This window comes from Amycolatopsis sp. cmx-4-83 (assembly GCF_046548815.1).
In the GTDB taxonomy this organism is placed as follows: Bacteria; Actinomycetota; Actinomycetes; order Mycobacteriales; family Pseudonocardiaceae; genus Amycolatopsis; species Amycolatopsis pretoriensis_A.
The window spans coordinates 317,153-333,002 of sequence record NZ_JAEBEF010000004.1 but is presented as its reverse complement, the minus strand read 5'-3'; the positions used below and the strand labels follow the sequence as shown (position 1 = coordinate 333,002).

General features: G+C 70.1%; 13 protein-coding genes. 5 read left to right on the top strand and 8 right to left on the bottom strand.

The features are described 5' to 3' along the window. Positions 1–371 precede the first annotated feature (371 nt). The 3 genes from ACLJQM_RS14030 to ACLJQM_RS14020 all read right to left on the bottom strand — a co-directional run bounded on the left by ACLJQM_RS14030 (position 372) and on the right by ACLJQM_RS14020 (position 3,882). Positions 372–1,280 (bottom strand): fumarylacetoacetate hydrolase family protein, encoded by a 909-nt coding sequence (locus ACLJQM_RS14030; protein WP_410631548.1) that lies wholly within the window; start codon positions 1,278–1,280, stop codon positions 372–374. A gap of 71 nt (positions 1,281–1,351) precedes the next feature. After that, a complete protein-coding gene (locus tag ACLJQM_RS14025) occupies positions 1,352–2,989 on the bottom strand; it encodes a bifunctional 3-(3-hydroxy-phenyl)propionate/3-hydroxycinnamic acid hydroxylase (protein ID WP_410631547.1) in 1,638 nt (545 codons plus the stop codon). Beyond that, positions 2,986–3,882 (bottom strand): dioxygenase, encoded by an 897-nt coding sequence (locus ACLJQM_RS14020; RefSeq protein ID WP_410631546.1) that lies wholly within the window; start codon positions 3,880–3,882, stop codon positions 2,986–2,988. Before ACLJQM_RS14020 ends, ACLJQM_RS14025 begins: the two co-directional genes overlap by 4 nt. 336 nt (positions 3,883–4,218) lie before the next feature. On the opposite strand from ACLJQM_RS14020, the gene ACLJQM_RS14015 reads away from it, so the two are divergent. Next, the gene (locus tag ACLJQM_RS14015; protein WP_410631545.1) at positions 4,219–5,892 is read left to right on the top strand and encodes a bifunctional 3-(3-hydroxy-phenyl)propionate/3-hydroxycinnamic acid hydroxylase; all 1,674 of its coding nucleotides are present in this window, start codon (positions 4,219–4,221) and stop codon (positions 5,890–5,892) included. A 34-nt stretch (positions 5,893–5,926) separates the two neighbouring features. Here the strand turns inward: ACLJQM_RS14015 and ACLJQM_RS14010 are convergent, their stop codons facing one another. The 5 genes from ACLJQM_RS14010 to ACLJQM_RS13990 form a co-directional block, all read right to left on the bottom strand. Then, positions 5,927–6,727, bottom strand: a complete 801-nt coding sequence (locus ACLJQM_RS14010; protein WP_410631544.1) for an IclR family transcriptional regulator — start codon at positions 6,725–6,727, stop codon at positions 5,927–5,929. 147 nt (positions 6,728–6,874) lie between these two features. Beyond that, positions 6,875–7,816, bottom strand: a complete 942-nt coding sequence (locus ACLJQM_RS14005) for a quinone oxidoreductase family protein (protein WP_410631543.1) — start codon at positions 7,814–7,816, stop codon at positions 6,875–6,877. A 52-nt stretch (positions 7,817–7,868) separates the two neighbouring features. Further along, positions 7,869–8,465, bottom strand: a complete 597-nt coding sequence (locus tag ACLJQM_RS14000; RefSeq protein ID WP_410631542.1) for a nuclear transport factor 2 family protein — start codon at positions 8,463–8,465, stop codon at positions 7,869–7,871. Positions 8,466–8,498: 33 nt separating this feature from the next. Next, complete coding sequence (locus ACLJQM_RS13995) at positions 8,499–9,251, bottom strand: SDR family NAD(P)-dependent oxidoreductase (RefSeq protein ID WP_410631541.1); 753 nt, start codon at positions 9,249–9,251, stop codon at positions 8,499–8,501. A 71-nt stretch (positions 9,252–9,322) separates the two neighbouring features. Further along, positions 9,323–10,783 carry an aldehyde dehydrogenase family protein gene (locus ACLJQM_RS13990; protein ID WP_410631540.1) on the bottom strand — a complete coding sequence of 487 codons (1,461 nt, stop codon included), beginning with the start codon at positions 10,781–10,783 and terminating at the stop codon, positions 9,323–9,325. A 692-nt stretch (positions 10,784–11,475) separates the two neighbouring features. On the opposite strand from ACLJQM_RS13990, the gene ACLJQM_RS13985 reads away from it, so the two are divergent. The 4 genes from ACLJQM_RS13985 to ACLJQM_RS13970 all read left to right on the top strand — a co-directional run bounded on the left by ACLJQM_RS13985 (position 11,476) and on the right by ACLJQM_RS13970 (position 15,840). Beyond that, entirely contained in the window at positions 11,476–12,426 is a 951-nt protein-coding gene (locus ACLJQM_RS13985) for a sugar ABC transporter substrate-binding protein (RefSeq protein WP_410631539.1), read from the top strand. 4 nt (positions 12,427–12,430) lie between these two features. Next, a complete protein-coding gene (locus ACLJQM_RS13980) occupies positions 12,431–13,981 on the top strand; it encodes a sugar ABC transporter ATP-binding protein (protein ID WP_410631538.1) in 1,551 nt (516 codons plus the stop codon). Positions 13,982–14,081: 100 nt separating this feature from the next. Further along, complete coding sequence (locus ACLJQM_RS13975) at positions 14,082–15,158, top strand: ABC transporter permease (protein WP_410631537.1); 1,077 nt, start codon at positions 14,082–14,084, stop codon at positions 15,156–15,158. Between the two features lie 46 nt (positions 15,159–15,204). Continuing rightward, positions 15,205–15,840: a TetR/AcrR family transcriptional regulator gene (locus ACLJQM_RS13970; RefSeq protein ID WP_410631536.1), complete on the top strand. Its 636-nt coding sequence runs from the start codon at positions 15,205–15,207 to the stop codon at positions 15,838–15,840. Positions 15,841–15,850: the final 10 nt, after the last annotated feature.

Sequence of the window (15,850 nt, the reverse complement as noted above, 5' to 3'; positions counted from 1 at the left end):
GGGCCGAGCCCTCGTAAGCGGAGGCGCTGGTCGCCCGCGACGGCACCCCCGGGGTGCAGGTGGACCGGAACCCGCGTCGCGGCAACCGTCCGCAGGACGACGTCGAGCCGGGGTGCGGAAAGGAACTCGTCGCCGGTCCGCCCCGCGATCACGGTGCCGGCGTGCGGCGGCGAGGGTGTCGTTCATCGCCCGCGCAACACCGCCGCGCTCGGCGGACAAGGCAAGCCCGCTGTCCGGATGGAAGCTCGCGGAGAAGTGCGGGCTCAGCGCCCGCGCCGCGGCACGGGCGCTGAGCCCGCGTCACCCTCCTGTTCCACGACATCCGATCGGCCCGCTCGTGATCGTCTCGGCAGCCGGGCGCACCCAGGACCTCATCCCTCCCCGGCGAGGGCGGCTGCGGTCTTGTGGGGCGGGTCGGCGACGGTGTACGAGCCGACCACCCGCTGCGTGATCCGGCCGATGCCCTCGACGTGGCTGACGAGCTCGTCACCGGGCTGCAGGAAACGCGGCGGTGTCCTGCTCATCCCGATCCCGGACGGCGTGCCGGTGAAGACGAGATCGCCGGGGAACAGCGGGGTGATGTGGGAAAGCCAGGCGACCAGGGCCGACACCCCGAACACCATGCCGGAGGTTCGGTGCAGCTGCAGGACCTCGTCGCCCAGCCGGGTGCCGATCTCCAGGTCGTCGGGGTTGGCGAATTCGTCAGGGGTGACCAGGACCGGGCCGGTGGGCCCGAAGCCGGGGAACGACTTGGCCAGGCTGAACTGGGGAGCCGGACCGGAGTGCTGGAGAACGCGCTCGGACAGGTCCTGGCCGACGGTGAGACCGGCGACCACCGCCCACGCCTGCTCCTCCTCGATCCGGTAGGCGTGCGCGCCGATCACGGCGACCAGCTCGACCTCCCAGTCGACGTTGCCTTGGGGCAAGGTCAGCTCGTGCTGCGGCCCCACGATGCACGCGGGGAACTTGGTGAAGACCACCGGCGTGGTCGGCAGGTCGTAGCCGGACTCCCGCGCGTGCTCCGCGTAGTTCAGCCCGATGGCGAACACCTGCCGCGGATGCGGGCTGGGCGCTCCGACCTGCTCGCCGGCCAGCCAATCCGCATCGGGCACGGCCTGAACCGCCCCGTACTCGGTGCCGGCCCAGGCCCGGAACTCGGCCCACCGCTCGAAGACTGCCGCGGGACTGGGACCGAACCGGCCTCCGCTCGCTTCGAAGACGTCGACGGGCTCTTTGCCGTGTGCCAGGACAGCGCGCCCGGCGACATTGGCGATCCGCATAGCTCTTGCTCCGCTCGTTCGATGGGAAGTTGACGGGTTTGGGACAGGACGGCAGCAGCGGACAGGTCGCTCTACGCCTGGAGCGTGCCGGGTACGGGACGCTGCGGGCACAGGTCCGAGACGCACGCGCGCAGGAGGGTGCCGAGCAAGTCGGCGGACGCGACTGAGCCGTAGACGTACCAGTCGGGCCGGACCACGACCGCCGCGCAGGCGTGCTCGTCGAACCATCGCCGGTACGCGTCGTCGACGTCGTCGATCGCCGTCCCGGCTTCGAGCTCGCTGTCCGCCGACGCGCCGAGGACGAGTACCGCGCCGCCCACCGTGCGCCAAGCGGCCAGGTTGTCGTTGTGGTCCGCGATCACGGCTGCGTCTCGGGCGAGGAGCAGCCATCCGCTGCCGGACACGTCGTCGAAGCGCTGCCTGCGGCCCGGTGGGTGGGCGACCCACGCCTGCGGGAACAACTCTCCGCGGGCGCTGTCGCCCGGGGCGTCCGCCGCGAGGAAACCCGCGTCGTAGCCGGGGAAACGGAAACCCTCGGGGAGTTGGGCCGCGCGCTTGCGCCGGAGCAGTTCTTCGTCGCGCAGTCTGGCCGCCCGCTTGTCGCGGATGGTCTGGATCCGGCCGAGTTCGACCGCCTTTTCGGTGATGGCCCGCACGTGCGGCGAACGTTCGGCGGCGTAGGTGTCGAGCAGCTTCTCGTCGGATCCCCGCAGCACGAGATCGAGTTTCCAGGCGAGGTTGTGCGCATCTCGGAAGCCGGAGCACATGCCCTGGCCCAGGAACGGTGGCATCTGGTGGGCGGCGTCGCCGGCCAGCAGGAACCGGCCCTGCTTCCACTCCCGGGCGACCGTCGAGCGGAAGGTATACGGCGCGACGCGGATGAGTTCGGCGTCCTCCGGGGTGATCCAGCGCTTGACCAGCCGCCAGACGTGCGCGGGGTCGACGGCCTCGGCCGAGGAGACGGCTTCGTCGAGCATGAAGGAGAACCGGTGATGGTGCGGTCCGATGGAGATGATGGAGGTCGGTTGCTCAGGATCGCCGTACTGCAGCGCCATCGGCAGGTCGACCTCGCGGGTGAGGCGGAAGTCGCAGACCAGCCACGGCTCTTGGAAGCCGTAGTCGTCGATTTCGATGCCGAGGCTCGACCTGAGCGAGCTGTTTCCGCCGTCGCACCCGACGGCGAACCGGGCGGTGACCCTTTGGGCCCGGTCCTCCGACCCGGTCGCGGCTCTTCCCAGTTCGTCGGCCGGCCGGGCGACGACCTCCACCGCGTCGCCGGTCTGCCGGAAGTCCGTGGCCACCCGGCCCCGGAGGATTTCGACGCCGGGGGTGCGCCGGCACAGGTCGTCGAGTTCGCGTTCCAGGACCGGCTGGAACATCATGTTGAACTCCGGCCAGCCCGAGCGGCCGAAGTCGGAGAACTCGTTGCCGATCAGGGTTTCCCCCGCGGCGTTGCACCAGTTGTAACTGCGTTGGACACGAGTGCCGACGGCGACTCGTCCAGCGATGCCGAGCTTCTGCAGCAACCTCATGGCGTCGTCGTCGAACGTCGCGGCTCTGGGCAGGTTGTAGAGCCCGGCGTACCTTTCGATGACACCGACCCGGTGTCCCCGACTGCCCAGCAGCGCGCTGAGCACCATGCCGGCCGGGCCGTAGCCGACGATTAGGACGTCGTAGCTTTCCGCCGGCCGGCTCGCCGGCGCGCTCACTGGTCCGCGGTCAGGATCGGTGCCCGCATGGCCTCCGGAACCAGCGGCCGGTCGTGCAGGGCCGGCGACGCCCATGCGGCGACGGGCAGCTCTTCGCTGCCGGGGTCGGGGTCCCAGAAGTACGGCGAGTCCGCCAGACCGTCCATCTCCGAGTAGTAGTACTCGGAGAAGGACCCCGCGGGGTCTTTGAGGTACCAGAAGTAGTTCGCCGACGCGGCGTGCCGGCCGAGCCCCCAGGCATGCCGCTCGGGGTGGTTCTCGATCATGCGCGAACCGCCGTAGCCGATCTCGTCGACACCGCGCACCTTCCACGCCGTGTGGTGCAGCAGCGTCATCGGAGCCGGCAGGAGGACGACGTTGTGGTGGTCAGTTTCGAAGCGCATGAACGGCCCGCCGATGACGTAGTCGCTGAGCCGCATGCCGATGCCGTCGATGAAGAAACGCTTTGCCTCCTCCACGTCGGTGCAGCCGATGACCACATGACCGAGCCGCAGCGGCCGGACCGGCTCCCGCTGGACGAGGTCGGTCCGATCCACCGACGTCGGCACGCTCGGCGCCGGATCCCGCGGCAGGCGATCGGCCACTGAAACGCGGACCAGGACGCCGCTCACCGGCTCCGTCGCCTCCAGTCCGGCATCGGAGCGGACCGAGGCGATGCCGAGACTCTCGAACCGCCGCGCGATCGCGTCGAGGTCGGCGTCCGCGTCCGCGGCGATGTTCAACTCGGCGATCCGCGGCACGTCGCCGCTGCGCAGGAACAACTGCTCGCCGCCTATCTCGGTGGCGAAGGTGCCGGGTGAGGTTTCCCGTAGGCCGAACTCTGTGTAGAAGGCGCAGGTCAACGGGAGGTTCGGCACCTCACGAACGAGGCTGATCACGCGGTGGACACCCATACCAACTCCTCAACAACGGGGGGTCGTCGTCGCAGCAACATACCACTCAAGTGAATTGACTGCATATAAGTGAACGCACCTTACTGGCCGGGTCTCCGGGCGGGGGTGCCGCAAGGTCAAGCCCGGCGGCCGCGTTCCCGCACTACGCGGACGGCTTGACGCGCGACACGCGTCCACTTACCGTGACCGACGTAACTGGAACGCTCCTTACGGAACTGGACGATCGCGGTAACGCCAGCTGCACCGTGGTCTTGGGACCCGACGTCGCGAGGCTGTTCTCGAGACGAGCCGCGAACCGACGCTCCAGCCATCGAGCCGCAGCCACCAGGAGACGACGTGATCCCTTCCAGCAAGGCCCCCGAGCGGACGCATGCTCGGCCTACCGACTGCGACGTCGCCATCGTCGGCTACGGGCCGGTCGGCATGATCGCCGCCGGGTTGCTCGCCCAGCGAGGTCTGGACGTGGTCGTACTCGAGCGCTGGCCCGAGCGCTACTCGCTGTCTCGAGCGGGCCACCTCGACAGCGAGACGATGCGCACCTTCCAGAAGCTCGGCGTCGCGGAAGACGTCGAGCTGGTGGCTCGTCCGATGGTGGAGTGGAGCCTGACCTCGGCGGACATGGACGTCCTGGCGACCGTCATGCTGGGAAAGGGGGGCGCCGGCTGGAAGGAGAGCTACCTCTCCTACCAGCCGGAGATCGAGGCGATCTTCGACGCCCGGGTCCGCACGCTCGGCGTCGAGGTCCGCATGGGGACTGTGGCGACCGGACTCGTGCAGGACGGCGACGCGGTCACTCTCACCGTCGTCCCCAGCCACGGTCCCGAAGCCGAGCCACGGCCGGGCGCCGAGCCGGGTACTGTCCGCGCCAGCTACGTCATCGGCGCCGACGGAGCGCGCAGCTGGGTGCGCTCCTGCATCGGCAGCGGGCGGACGGACCTCGGATTCCCGGCCCTCGACCAGCTCGTCATCGACATCGAGCACACCGACCCGGACGTTCACCTGCCCCAGTTGCCCGAGGTGTACCAGGTGCTCGACATCAACCGGCCGCTGCTGGCCGGCCGCTGGTCAGGGCCGCGCCATTCGCGATTCGAGTTCGCGCTGAACGAGGGCGAAAACCGCGCGGAGCTGATGGACGAGCAGCGCTGCTGGGAGTTGCTGAAGCGCTGGGACATCACTCCCGACGTCGGCCGGATCGAACGGCGAGGCGTCTACACCTTCGAAAGTGCCCTGACGACTCCCTGGCGGCAGGGTCGGGTGCTGCTCGCCGGCGACGCCGCCCACACCATGCCGCCGTTCATGGGCCAGGGCATGTGCTCCGGGATCCGCGACGCGTTGAACCTGTCGTGGAAGCTCGACGCGGTCTTCCGCGGCGACGCGGACCCGACTCTGCTCGACACCTACGAGTCGGAGCGGGCGCCGCACGTGCGCCGGCTGACCGAGATTTCGATGGCCTTCGGCGAGCTCGTGCTCATGCGCGATCCCGAGGCCGCACGGCAGCGTGACGAGATGCTGCGCGCCGGGAACGTACCCACCCCGCCGAGCTTTCCCCGGCTGGGACCCGGCATCGTGGCCAGAGGTTCGGAGAACGAGCTCGGGAGCGCCGTCGGTCGGCTTTCCCCCCAGGCCCGGGTGGCGCTCGACCGCAGGGTCGACCGGTTCGACGAGTTCGGGTCCGGGTGGCGCATCGTCTCCCGCCACGCCGTTCCGCCCGAGTTGTTCGACCAGAAGCAGCGAGACCTCATCGCCCGGCTGGACGTGGACATCGCGCACGTGTCCCGGGGCCCCGGCCCCGGTTACTACCTCGACCTCGACGCGGAATACGACCAGTGGTTCCAGGCCAACGACGCGCAGGCTTTCGTGCAGCGCCCCGACGGTTACGTCTTCGGCACCGCGCGCTCGGTCACCGACCTGCCGGCCGTGCTCGACGAGCTCGCCGACGTCCTGGCCGATCACGGATGGCACGGGCGGACAACTGCCGACCACGGCGTCGAGCGAGCCGCGTCCAGCTGACCGAGGCCGTCGACGGTGGGAGCGCCACTCGTGACTACGAGTGCCCGAGCTCCTGCGACATCGCCCGGGCCGAGCCGAGCAGTCCAGCCGTTACGGAGGCGAGCTCGGCATCGGTGGCCTGCGGCGCGGGTAGTGCGACGGCCACCACCAACGGCAACGAATCCGCCGCGGAGAACACCGGTGCGGCGACCGAGACCACGCCGGGAACGACCCCACCGGAGGTGACCGCGACGCCAGTGCGCAGGACGTCAGCGGTGAACTCGTCGACCTCGTTCCGGCTAGGGGCGCCAGGCATCCTGAGCTGGCCGCGAAGCAGGGGCCCGGTGAGCGTCTTCGGCAGGTGGGCCAGGTACACCCGGCCGATGGACGACGTCAGCAACGACATCGTGGCGCCGACCCGGACGGTGATGGGGAGTGCGTACGACCCGTACTCCCAGCGGACGACGACCGGTCCGTTGTCACCCCAGACGGCGAGGTTGACCGCGTGGCCGGTCCGGTCGCGCAGGGCCGGCAGGTGCTCGGAGACCAAGGAAACTTCGTCCATCCGGCGCAGCGCCTCGATGCCCAGCCGCCGCAGGGCGGGGCCCAGGTCGTAACGTCCCGACCGGGACGACTGGGCCACGAGCCCGGCGCGCCCCAGGCTCACCAGGTAGCGGTGCGCCTTGCTCGGCTGCATCCGGCTCGCAACGGCGATCTGGCTGAGGGTCATGGGTCCGAGGCCCTGCTCCAGCGCCTGCAGCACCGTCATGGCGAGTTCGACGGACTGGATACCCTGTCGCGCGGGCGACGTTCCGGGCTCGTCACTCGGGTCGGGCGGCAGCTGGGGGGCGGTCACGTCCTCACTCTATTCACCGGCGGAAGTTGCACGGTCATCGACCGACCAGGTCTCTGGCGAAGGCGCGCTGCTGACCGGTGAGCAGTACGCCGACGGGAATGGGATGGACGGCGGAGCCGTGGCCGAACCGGTGCACAGTGAGCCGCGCTATCCGGGGACGAGCACGAGCTTTCGGCTCGCTCCGGTGGCCTGCCGCTCCCACGCGGCTCCGACTTCTCGCAACGGGACGGCCTCGACGTCGACCTGCACCTTGCCGGCCGCGACACTCCGGGTGAGCTCCAGGTAGGCGGCCCGGCGGTCCTCGAACGGGCAGTGGAAGAGCGCGTAGCTGCGCAGATCCAGCGCTCGGGCCCGCAGCTCGGCGGCCGGGAGATCGAGTGAGGGACCGGCGACCTGCCCCATCTGGATCAACCGGGCACCGTGCCGTGCCGCCTTGATCGCACCCAGTGCGGGCAGGCCCCACAGCGGATCGATGATCACGTCGACGGGACCGACGCGGGCGAGCACCATTCGCGCGAAGTCGTCGGGATCGTCGAGGAGGGAGACGGCGGACAGGCCGGGCTCAGCCTCGAGCCGATCGAAAGCCGGGCCCGGCAGGTCGGCCGCCACCACCGCACCGGCGCCCAGCGCCCTGGCTGCCTGGTGGGCGATGCGTCCCAACGCTCCGGTGGAACCCAGCACCAGCACCGTCTCACCCGGCTGGAGCCGCGCACGCCAGGTCAGGGCGGTCCAGGCCACCAGCCCCGTGTTGCCCAGGGCGGCGGCCGCGAGGTCGTCGATGCCGGGAGCCACCGGCATCAACCGGTGGCCCGGGACGAGGGTCTGTTCGGCCCAGGCGCCGTGGAGCCCCACGGTCTCGTCGAAGAAGAACCGGTCCCCGTCCTCGGTGAAGCCGACCCCGTCGGTGCCCACCACGTGCGGGACCGGGGGCACCTCGCCGTAGAAACGTCCGGAAGCGCGCAGGAGCACGAAGTGGTGGACGCCGGCGGCGGCGACCCGCAACACCGAGTTCCCGCCACCGCCCGTCGGCGGCGGGAACTCGTCGTACGCGGGCGCGGAACCCAGCTTGTGCAGTACGGCAGCCTTCATGTCCTTCTTCCTTGGCCGTTGTCAGGTGGTTTCGCGTGCGGGGCCGACTGGGTCACCGGGCGGAAGGCGCCTGGCGCAGCCAGCTGAAGGCGGCTGCGTAGAGCTCGTCGACCTGCTCCGGGCGATCGCTCCCGTAGAGATCGTCGCGAAGTGACTTGCCGATCTCGTGCAGGTGGTAGGCGAGGTACATGAACGGCCTGCGGAATCGGGCGAGGATCTCTGTGTCGATCTTCGGCGACGTTCCGAACACGACGGGGACGAGGGTGTCGCGGTCGTAGACGCAATCGAGGCTGGAGATCTTCCATCTATCTTCGATACGTTCCAGCCGGTACAACAGCCTGGTGTCGGAGATGACGTAGGCGTCGACGCCACCGAAGCTCTGGACGATCGAGATCTCGGTCGGTACCTCCGCCATCGCCCGGTCGCCCGCCGAGTGCACCACGGGCGGGTACAGCCGGTGGCTCGGCCGGAGACCCTCCGCGAAGCTCTCCCGGGACAGCTCGACGAACTCGGCCCCGGATCCGTCGAACCAGGTGATGCGGACCCGCGAGTGCGGGTGGAAGCAGGAGCCTTCCTGGTCGAACCAGCCGCGGTCGCGCCCTTGGCGCTCTTTGAGGATCACCTGGGTGATCTCGGTGGTGTCGTTCATGGCGGCTCCTTGCCGAGGGATGTCGAGGACCACTCAGACCCGCATCAGGCCGCCGTCGGCGACGATGGTCTGCCCCGTCACGAACGCCGAATCGTCGCTGGAGAGGAAGCAGACGGTGCCCACGATGTCGGCGGCCGTCCCGATCCGCTTGATCGCCTGCATGCCGGCGACCATCTCCAGCACCTCGTCGCCGATGTAGGTCTGCCCGCCCGGGGTGCTCGACGCGGTCGGGCACACGGCGTTGACGGTGATGCCGTGCGGAGCCAGGTCGGTGGCCAGGGCCCGGGTGAAGCCGATCACCCCACCCTTGGCAGCCATGTAGGGGACCATGTCGGGCACCGCAAGACCAAGCGAGTTCGAAGCGACGTTGACGATTCGCCCCCAGGAATTGTCGCGCATCGAGCCCATCACCGCTTTCGCCATGAGGAACTGGGAGTCCAGGTTGATGCCCTGGATGCGCTTCCACTCGGCGAAGTCCAGCTCCCAGATGTCCCGGAAGGGGAAGGCGCCGGCGTTGTTGACGAGGATGTCGACGTGCCCGGCGAATCCGAGCACGTCGGCGGTGATCGCTTCGACCTGCTGCGGGTCGGTGAGGTCCGCCTGCAGCGCGAGCGCCTTCCGGCCGGCCTCCTGCACGGCCGCGACCGTCTTGTCCGCGGGGTTCAGGTCGACCGCGATGATGTCGGCGCCCCGGCGGGCGAGCTCGACGGAGATGGCGGTACCGAACCCGCCTGCCGCGCCGGTGACGACGGCGACACGGCCGGCGTGGGTGGACGGGCTGCTCATGGGACTGCTCCTTTTTCCGGTGTTCCGGGTGCCCGGTGTTGCGGGCTCTGCGCGGCGTGCCGCCCGGTGGGTCAGTGCCGAACCGGCACGTAGTCCTGCACGATCTGCTTGTACTCGAGGAAGTCCTCCATGCTGGCCGTGCCGCCGAGCCGGCCGAGTCCGCTGGCCTTGTACCCGCCCTCTTCGAACTCGATGGTCAGATTGGCCCAGGAGTTGACCGAGATCAGGCCGGCGTCGAGCTGCCGGGCCAGGCGCACCGGCCGGTCGACATCGCGGCTGTAAACGGACGCGGACAACCCGTACTTGGTGCCGTTGGCCAGGGCGACCGCCTCGTCCTCGGTGTCGAAGACCTGGACGGTCTGCACCGGCCCGAAGGTTTCCTCCTGCACGATCGGCAGCGAGGCGTCCTCCACCGACAGCAGCGTCGGGTGGTAGAAGGCGCCACCCGCGAAGTCGGGGTTGGTGCTCGGGCCGCCGCGGACGATCGGCTTCGCGCCTGCCGCGATGGCCTCCTCGACGGCGGCGTCGACGCGGGCGACCGACGCGGTGTCGATCATCGGCCCGATCTGGCTGGCCGGATCCGACGCCGGGCCGGGCTTGACCGCCTCGAGCAGCTCGGCCAGCTGCCGGGTGAACTCGTCGGCGATCTCGCGCTGCACGAGCACCCGGCTCCCGGTCATGCAGAACTGCCCGGCGAACACGGTCGAGGAGGCCACCACGGTCGGCAGGACCAGGTCGAGATCGGCATCCGCGAAGACCAGGTGCGGCGTCTTGCCGCCCAGCTCCAGCCCCACCCGTTTGAAGTTCTCCGCGGCGTTCCGGGCGATGATCCGGCCGGTCGCGGTGCTGCCGGTGTAGCTGATCACCGGTACCTGGGGTGACTCCACCAGTAGTTCGGCGACCTCGGAGCCGGACTCGATGACGACGTTGACCACCCCGGCCGGCAGTTCCGGAACGCCGGCGAAGATCTCCGCCGCCAGGTGGCCGGACTGGGCGGCCTGGCCGGGCAGCTTGAGCACGGTGGTGCAGCCGGCCGCGAGGGCCGGGGCCAGAGCCCGGATCGAGAGGTACGCCGGCGAGTTCCACGGGGCGATCAGCCCCGCGACACCGACCGGCTGGCGGATCGTCATGGCCTGCCGGCCCGGCTGGGTGTCACTCACGCGGCCGAAAGTGTGCAGCGCGAGCCCCGAGGCGAAGCGCAGGGCCCGGACGATGAAGTGCGCCTCGAACCCGGCCTCGCCCGGCAGCTTGCCGTTCTCCCGGCAGAGCGTGGCGACCACGTCCTCCATCCGGTCGGCGTAAGCGTCGGCCAGGTGACTCAGCGCGGTGGCCCGGCGCATCGCGTCCAGCCGCCAATCGCTGCCGAGGAAGGCGCTGCGGGCGGCGTCGATCGCCGCTTGCCCGTCCGCCTTGTCCGCGTCGGCGTAGGTGCCGATGACCTCGCCGGTCGCCGGGTTGATGCTGTTCGAGGTCCGGGCGGAACCGACTCGTTCACCACCGATGAAGTGCTGCACCGCGATGTGCTCAGTCATCTTCTCGTCTCCTCCGATGAGGGCATGTCTGCGAGGACCACGCAGGGAGAGCGTTCGAGGTGCGGGGGCGGGGCAACGCCGTTCCCGCTGTCCACCAACGTCCAACTTTCACCTCTGTGCATTCGATTCACGAATGCTGAACCTCGTGGTCCACTTGTGTCAAGGCCGATCGGCGGCAGCAGGAGCCCTTGACAGGGCCTGACCTCTCCCTTAGCTTCGCTCTACCGCTGTATGTAACGACCGCCACAGAAGCAGACCACCCGGCCGATCCTGCCGCACCGGCCGCGCGTCGGCACCACTCGGCAAGCCGCCCAGTCGCCGGCGGTTCGAGCAGCGAAGGGCCCAGGCCCGCATCGCTGGCAGGAAAAACGACAACGTGTCACTGACGACAGGAGAGTCGAGTGCTGCTCGCGAAGATCGGTCACCCGAAGCGCGGCAGCGCCGCGCCCGCACGGTCCGGGACATCCGGGCCGGCGGGGCAGACCACGCCGTTCCCGCCGCCGCCCAAGAGTGCCGGTGGGCGCTGGACCCGCCGCACCGCGCCCAGGGTGGCAGCGGCGTGCGTGATGGCTGCCTCCGTCGCCGCCTGCGGGGCGAGCTCGACCTCGTCCGGGGCACCGGGACAGGGAGCGAACACGGCGGCGGCGCAGGCGGCTGTCGCGCCTTACACCGGTCACTCGGGTGCGTTCCCGGTGACGCAGCCGCTCAGCAGGCCGCTGCCGGCCGGGACGAAGTTCGCCTTCCTGCAGTGCGGGACCGCCGCCTGCGGGTTCACGGCCAAGCTGCTGACCCCCGCGATCAAGGAGGTCGGGGGCACGCTGACCGCGGTGAGCGCCGGCACCACCGCACAGTCCATGCAGGCTGCGGTGTCCAGCGTCCGCACCCTCAAGCCGGCCGTCGTGATCATCTCCGGCATCGATCCGAACGTCTTCGGCGGTGCGCTCAAGGAACTCTCCGCCGCCGGCATCAAAGTGGTCACGATCTCGGTCGCGAGGGACACCGCACCGTACGGCGTCACCTTCAACTACATCGGTCTGCAGACGACGCAGACAGCCGGCAAACTGATGGCCGACTGGGTCATCGTGAACAAGGGCGACCAGGCAGACGTCGTGTTCTACGGCGTGCCCGCGATCGACTTCTCCACCAAGCAGCAGCAGGCTTTCGAAGACGAAATGCGGAAGAACTGCGCGGGGTGCGCGGTCCGGGCAGTGCAGATCAACGTCGCCGCTTTGGGCACGACCTCCGCCCGCACGGTCGTCACCGACCTGCAGTCCCACCCCAAAACCAACGTGGCGGTGTTCGCGAGCGCCGAGGTGGCCGCCGGTCTGCCGACCGCGATGAAGGCGGCCGGTCTGTCGGTCACGACCCTCGGCTACGCGCCCCAGCCCGGAGGCCTGCAGGACATCAAGGACGGCGGCGTGACGGCCGGTTTGGCCGTCGACTTCCCGATCGCCGTGTGGACCGCTGTCGACGCCGCGGCGCGTCTGGTCGAAGGTGATCAGCCGACGGCGTCCGAGCAGGCCGGCGAAGTGCCGATCCAGCTGCTCGGACAGCGGGACATCACCTTCGACCCCTCACGGGGCTGGTCCGCCTACCCGGACTACCAGCAGCGGTTCGCCACGCTGTGGCACCCGGCGGGGTGAGCCGATGGCTACCGCATCCGTACCGCTGCTGCGCGTGAGCGGCATGTCGAAAACGTTCCCCGGGCTGAAGGCACTCGACGACGTGGCCCTGGAGGTCCGCTCCGGCGAGATCGTGGCGGTCCTCGGCCACAACGGGTCCGGGAAGTCGACGCTGGTGAAGATCCTCGCGGGGGTCCACTCCGCCGATCCCGGATCGGTCGTGGAGGTCCGCGACGCCGGAGGCCGGCTGGTGTCCGGGCTCCCGGCGAGGGAGGAGCTGCACTTCATCCACCAGGACCTCGGGCTGGCCGACATCCTGACCACCGTCGAGAACCTGGGTCTGCGCCGCACGACCCCCGGCCGAGGTCTGGCCCCGGTGCACGGGGCGGCGGAGCGTCGGCACGCACAAGAGCTGATCGCGCCGTTCGGTCCCGCGTTCGACGTGACCCTTCCCGTCGGCCGGCTGTCCCCGGCGCAACGGGCGATCGTCGCCATCGCCCGGGCGATGGACGGTTGGACCCGCCCGGACAACGTGCTGGTCCTGGACGAGCCGACGACGGCCCTGCACGGCGACGAGGTGCAGCTGCTCTTCGAGGCCGTCCGGCGGGTCGCGGCCTCCGGTGCGGGAGTGGTCTTCATCTCCCACCGGCTGGACGAGGTGCTCGAGCTGGCCGACCGCGTGGTCGTCCTGCGGAACGGCCAGGTGGTGGCGGAGGAGCCCACCGACCGGCTGGACCACGACGCTGTCGTCGCCCTGATCGCCGGCCGGGCCGTGGCCGACCCGTCAGTGAGCGGGCAGGCCGCTCCGGGGCCGCCGGTGCTGGAGATCGCCGGCATCAGCGGTGCGGAGATCCAGAACTTCTCGTTGACCCTGCGAGCCGGGGAGATCGTGGGGATCGGCGGCATCCTGGGATCGGGCCGGGAGCAGCTCGGGCCCATGCTGTTCGGTGCCGCGCACCGGTACGGGGGCCGGGTGGACGTCGCCGGGGAGGAGCTGGTCGCCGACGACCCGATGGCCGCGATCGAGGCCGGCATGGCCTACGTACCGGCCGACCGCCGGCGGGGTGGCGCGGTGCTGGGCATGAGTGTCCGGGAAAATCTGACGCTGCCGGCGATGCGACCGCTGCGGCGGGCGTTCGGCCGCCTCGATTTCAGGGCCGAGCGGGCCGAGGCCCGTGCCTGGATCGACACCGTCGGGCTGCGCCCGGCCGACCCCGAGCGGCGGTTGCAGCTGTTCTCCGGCGGTAACCAGCAGAAGGTCGTGCTGGCCAAGTGGCTGCGGGTCCGTCCCCGGGTGCTGCTGCTCGACGAGCCCACCCAGGGCGTCGACGTCGGCGCGAAGGCGGCCATCTACGAGCTGATCCTCGCGGCCCGCAGTGAAGGGGCCGCGGTGCTGCTGTGCTCGTCCGACACCAAGGAGCTGGTGACCTTGTGCGACCGGGCGCTGGTCCTCATGGAGGGCCGGGTGGTCAGCGAGGTTCCCCGGGCCGAACTGACGGAGGCTCGCCTCGTGCGGGACGAACTGGACCTGCGGGCAGCCGCCGGCGAGGACCGCGGAGGTGAGCGCGGTGCCTGACCGTGCGGTGTCCGGAAGTGAAGCAGCCGTCGGTGTGCGATCCCGCCAGTGCGCAGGACCTGACAGTGCAGCGAGCGAACGCAGCGAGGAGAACAGCGTCATGAACGTCGCGGCGCCCGGGAAAGCCCCGGGTGAAACGCTGCCGGTCCTGGCGGGTCGACGTTGGCGGGGAGCGTTGGCGTTCCGCAACGTGGCCGCGTTGTACCTGCTGGCGGTCATGGTCGTGGTGTTCTCGCTGTGGGTACCCGACTCCTTCCTGACCGCCGGCACCTGGAGGTCGTTGCTGTCGGACCAGGCGATCACCTGCCTGGTCGCGGTGGGCCTCGTGGTGCCGATCGCCGCCGGCGTCGTCGATCTCGCGATCGGGACCGAAGTCGGACTGGGCGCGATCGTGGTCGCCTGGCTGCTGCTCGGGCACCTGCCCGTCGCGGTGGCAGTGCTGTTGTCATTGATGGCGGGGGCAGGGGTCGGGGTGTTCTCCTGGCTGATGATCACCCGAGCCCGGATTCCGTCGTTCATCGCCACCTTGGGTGTGTCTTCGCTGCTGACCGCTGTGATCGGCTGGCTGTCGGGCAGTGAGCAGATCGTCGGTCTGCCGGAGGGTTTTTCCCGGATCGCCACCGGTCAGTTCCTCGGCTTGGCCTACCCGTTCTGGATCATGATCGCCGTGTCCATCCTGTTGTGGTACGTCCTGGAACGCACCCCGCTGGGTCGGCGGATCTACGCCACCGGCGGCAACGTCGACGCGATGGGCGGATCCAGTGAGGCGGCGGCGCTGGCCGGTATTCGGACGTCGCGGATCATCCTGGGTGCGTTGGTGACCGGCGGTGTGGTGGCGGCGGGAGCGGGGCTGCTGGAAACCGCTCAGTTGTCGGCCGGAGATCCGACCATCGGACCGGGCTTCCTGCTCCCGGTCATCGCCGCGGTGTTCCTCGGCTCCACCCAGTTCCGCGGAGGACGGTTCAACATCTGGGGCACCGTCGTAGCCGCCTACGTCCTCGCCGTCGGCGTCAAAGGCCTCCAACTCGCCGGCCTGCCGATCTGGACCCCCGACCTGTTCAACGGCGCCGCCCTCCTGCTCGCCGTCGGCCTCGCCGCCTGGCGGGGCAAGCCTGCCTCGCGCCGGGCCGCGATCCCGCGGTTCCGGGTTACCGCCCGCGCGGACGGAGCGTCGTGAACGGCGCTCGGGTGATGGGCACCGAACCTCTCCGTAAGCTGCGGCAATGAGTTCACCACCTGCCAAGAACCGGCGCCAGCAGCAGGGCGACCGCTCCCGAGAGGACATCCTCGATGCGGCCAGCGAACTGATGGCCGCCCGCGGCTACGACGGCACCAGCATCTCCGCGCTGGCCAGTGCCTCGGGACTGCCGGCCAGTTCCATCTACTGGCACTTCGGGTCGAAGGAAGGCGTCCTCAAGGCGGTGATGGAGCGGGGAGCGGCCCGTTTCGCGGCGGAGACGTCCCTCGACGACGTGCCTCGAGACGGGTCCCCGCGAGAGCGGGTGACCTGGGTGCTGCAGCGCGCGGCCCGGATCATCGAACAGTCACCCGGGTTCCTGCGCTTGCAAACCATCCTGCTCCTCAGCGCACCCACCGGTGAGGCGAACGCCGCCGTCGCCCGGCTGAGGCAGCAACAGCGCGAAGGGTTGCGCGACGCACTGGCCCTCTGCTTCGCGGAGCCCGGGGGGCCGGCGGCCGTCGAGATCGCGGACCGGCTGGTCGACATCGCCGGGGCCACGTTCGAGGGCGCCTTCCTGGCCGCGCAGGCCGGCTCGACGGCGCACTCGGAAACGATGGCGCAGCTCGCCGACGCGCTGATCCGGCTGGCCGAGCAACAGCAATCCCGCGCGGCGCCCTGACCGCGCGGTT

Excerpts from the sequence above, each read along its gene's own strand:
- ACLJQM_RS13995 (WP_410631541.1), bottom strand. The coding sequence starts at position 9,251 with ATGAGCAGCCCGTCCACCCACGCCGGCCGTGTCGCCGTCGTCACCGGC.
- ACLJQM_RS13990 (WP_410631540.1), bottom strand. The coding sequence starts at position 10,783 with ATGACTGAGCACATCGCGGTGCAGCACTTCATCGGTGGTGAACGAGTC.
- ACLJQM_RS13980 (WP_410631538.1), top strand. The coding sequence starts at position 12,431 with ATGGCTACCGCATCCGTACCGCTGCTGCGCGTGAGCGGCATGTCGAAA.
- ACLJQM_RS14000 (WP_410631542.1), bottom strand. The coding sequence starts at position 8,465 with ATGAACGACACCACCGAGATCACCCAGGTGATCCTCAAAGAGCGCCAA.
- ACLJQM_RS14005 (WP_410631543.1), bottom strand. The coding sequence starts at position 7,816 with ATGAAGGCTGCCGTACTGCACAAGCTGGGTTCCGCGCCCGCGTACGAC.
- ACLJQM_RS14030 (WP_410631548.1), bottom strand. The coding sequence starts at position 1,280 with ATGCGGATCGCCAATGTCGCCGGGCGCGCTGTCCTGGCACACGGCAAA.
- ACLJQM_RS13970 (WP_410631536.1), top strand. The coding sequence starts at position 15,205 with ATGAGTTCACCACCTGCCAAGAACCGGCGCCAGCAGCAGGGCGACCGC.
- ACLJQM_RS13975 (WP_410631537.1), top strand. The coding sequence starts at position 14,082 with ATGAACGTCGCGGCGCCCGGGAAAGCCCCGGGTGAAACGCTGCCGGTC.
- ACLJQM_RS14020 (WP_410631546.1), bottom strand. The coding sequence starts at position 3,882 with ATGGGTGTCCACCGCGTGATCAGCCTCGTTCGTGAGGTGCCGAACCTC.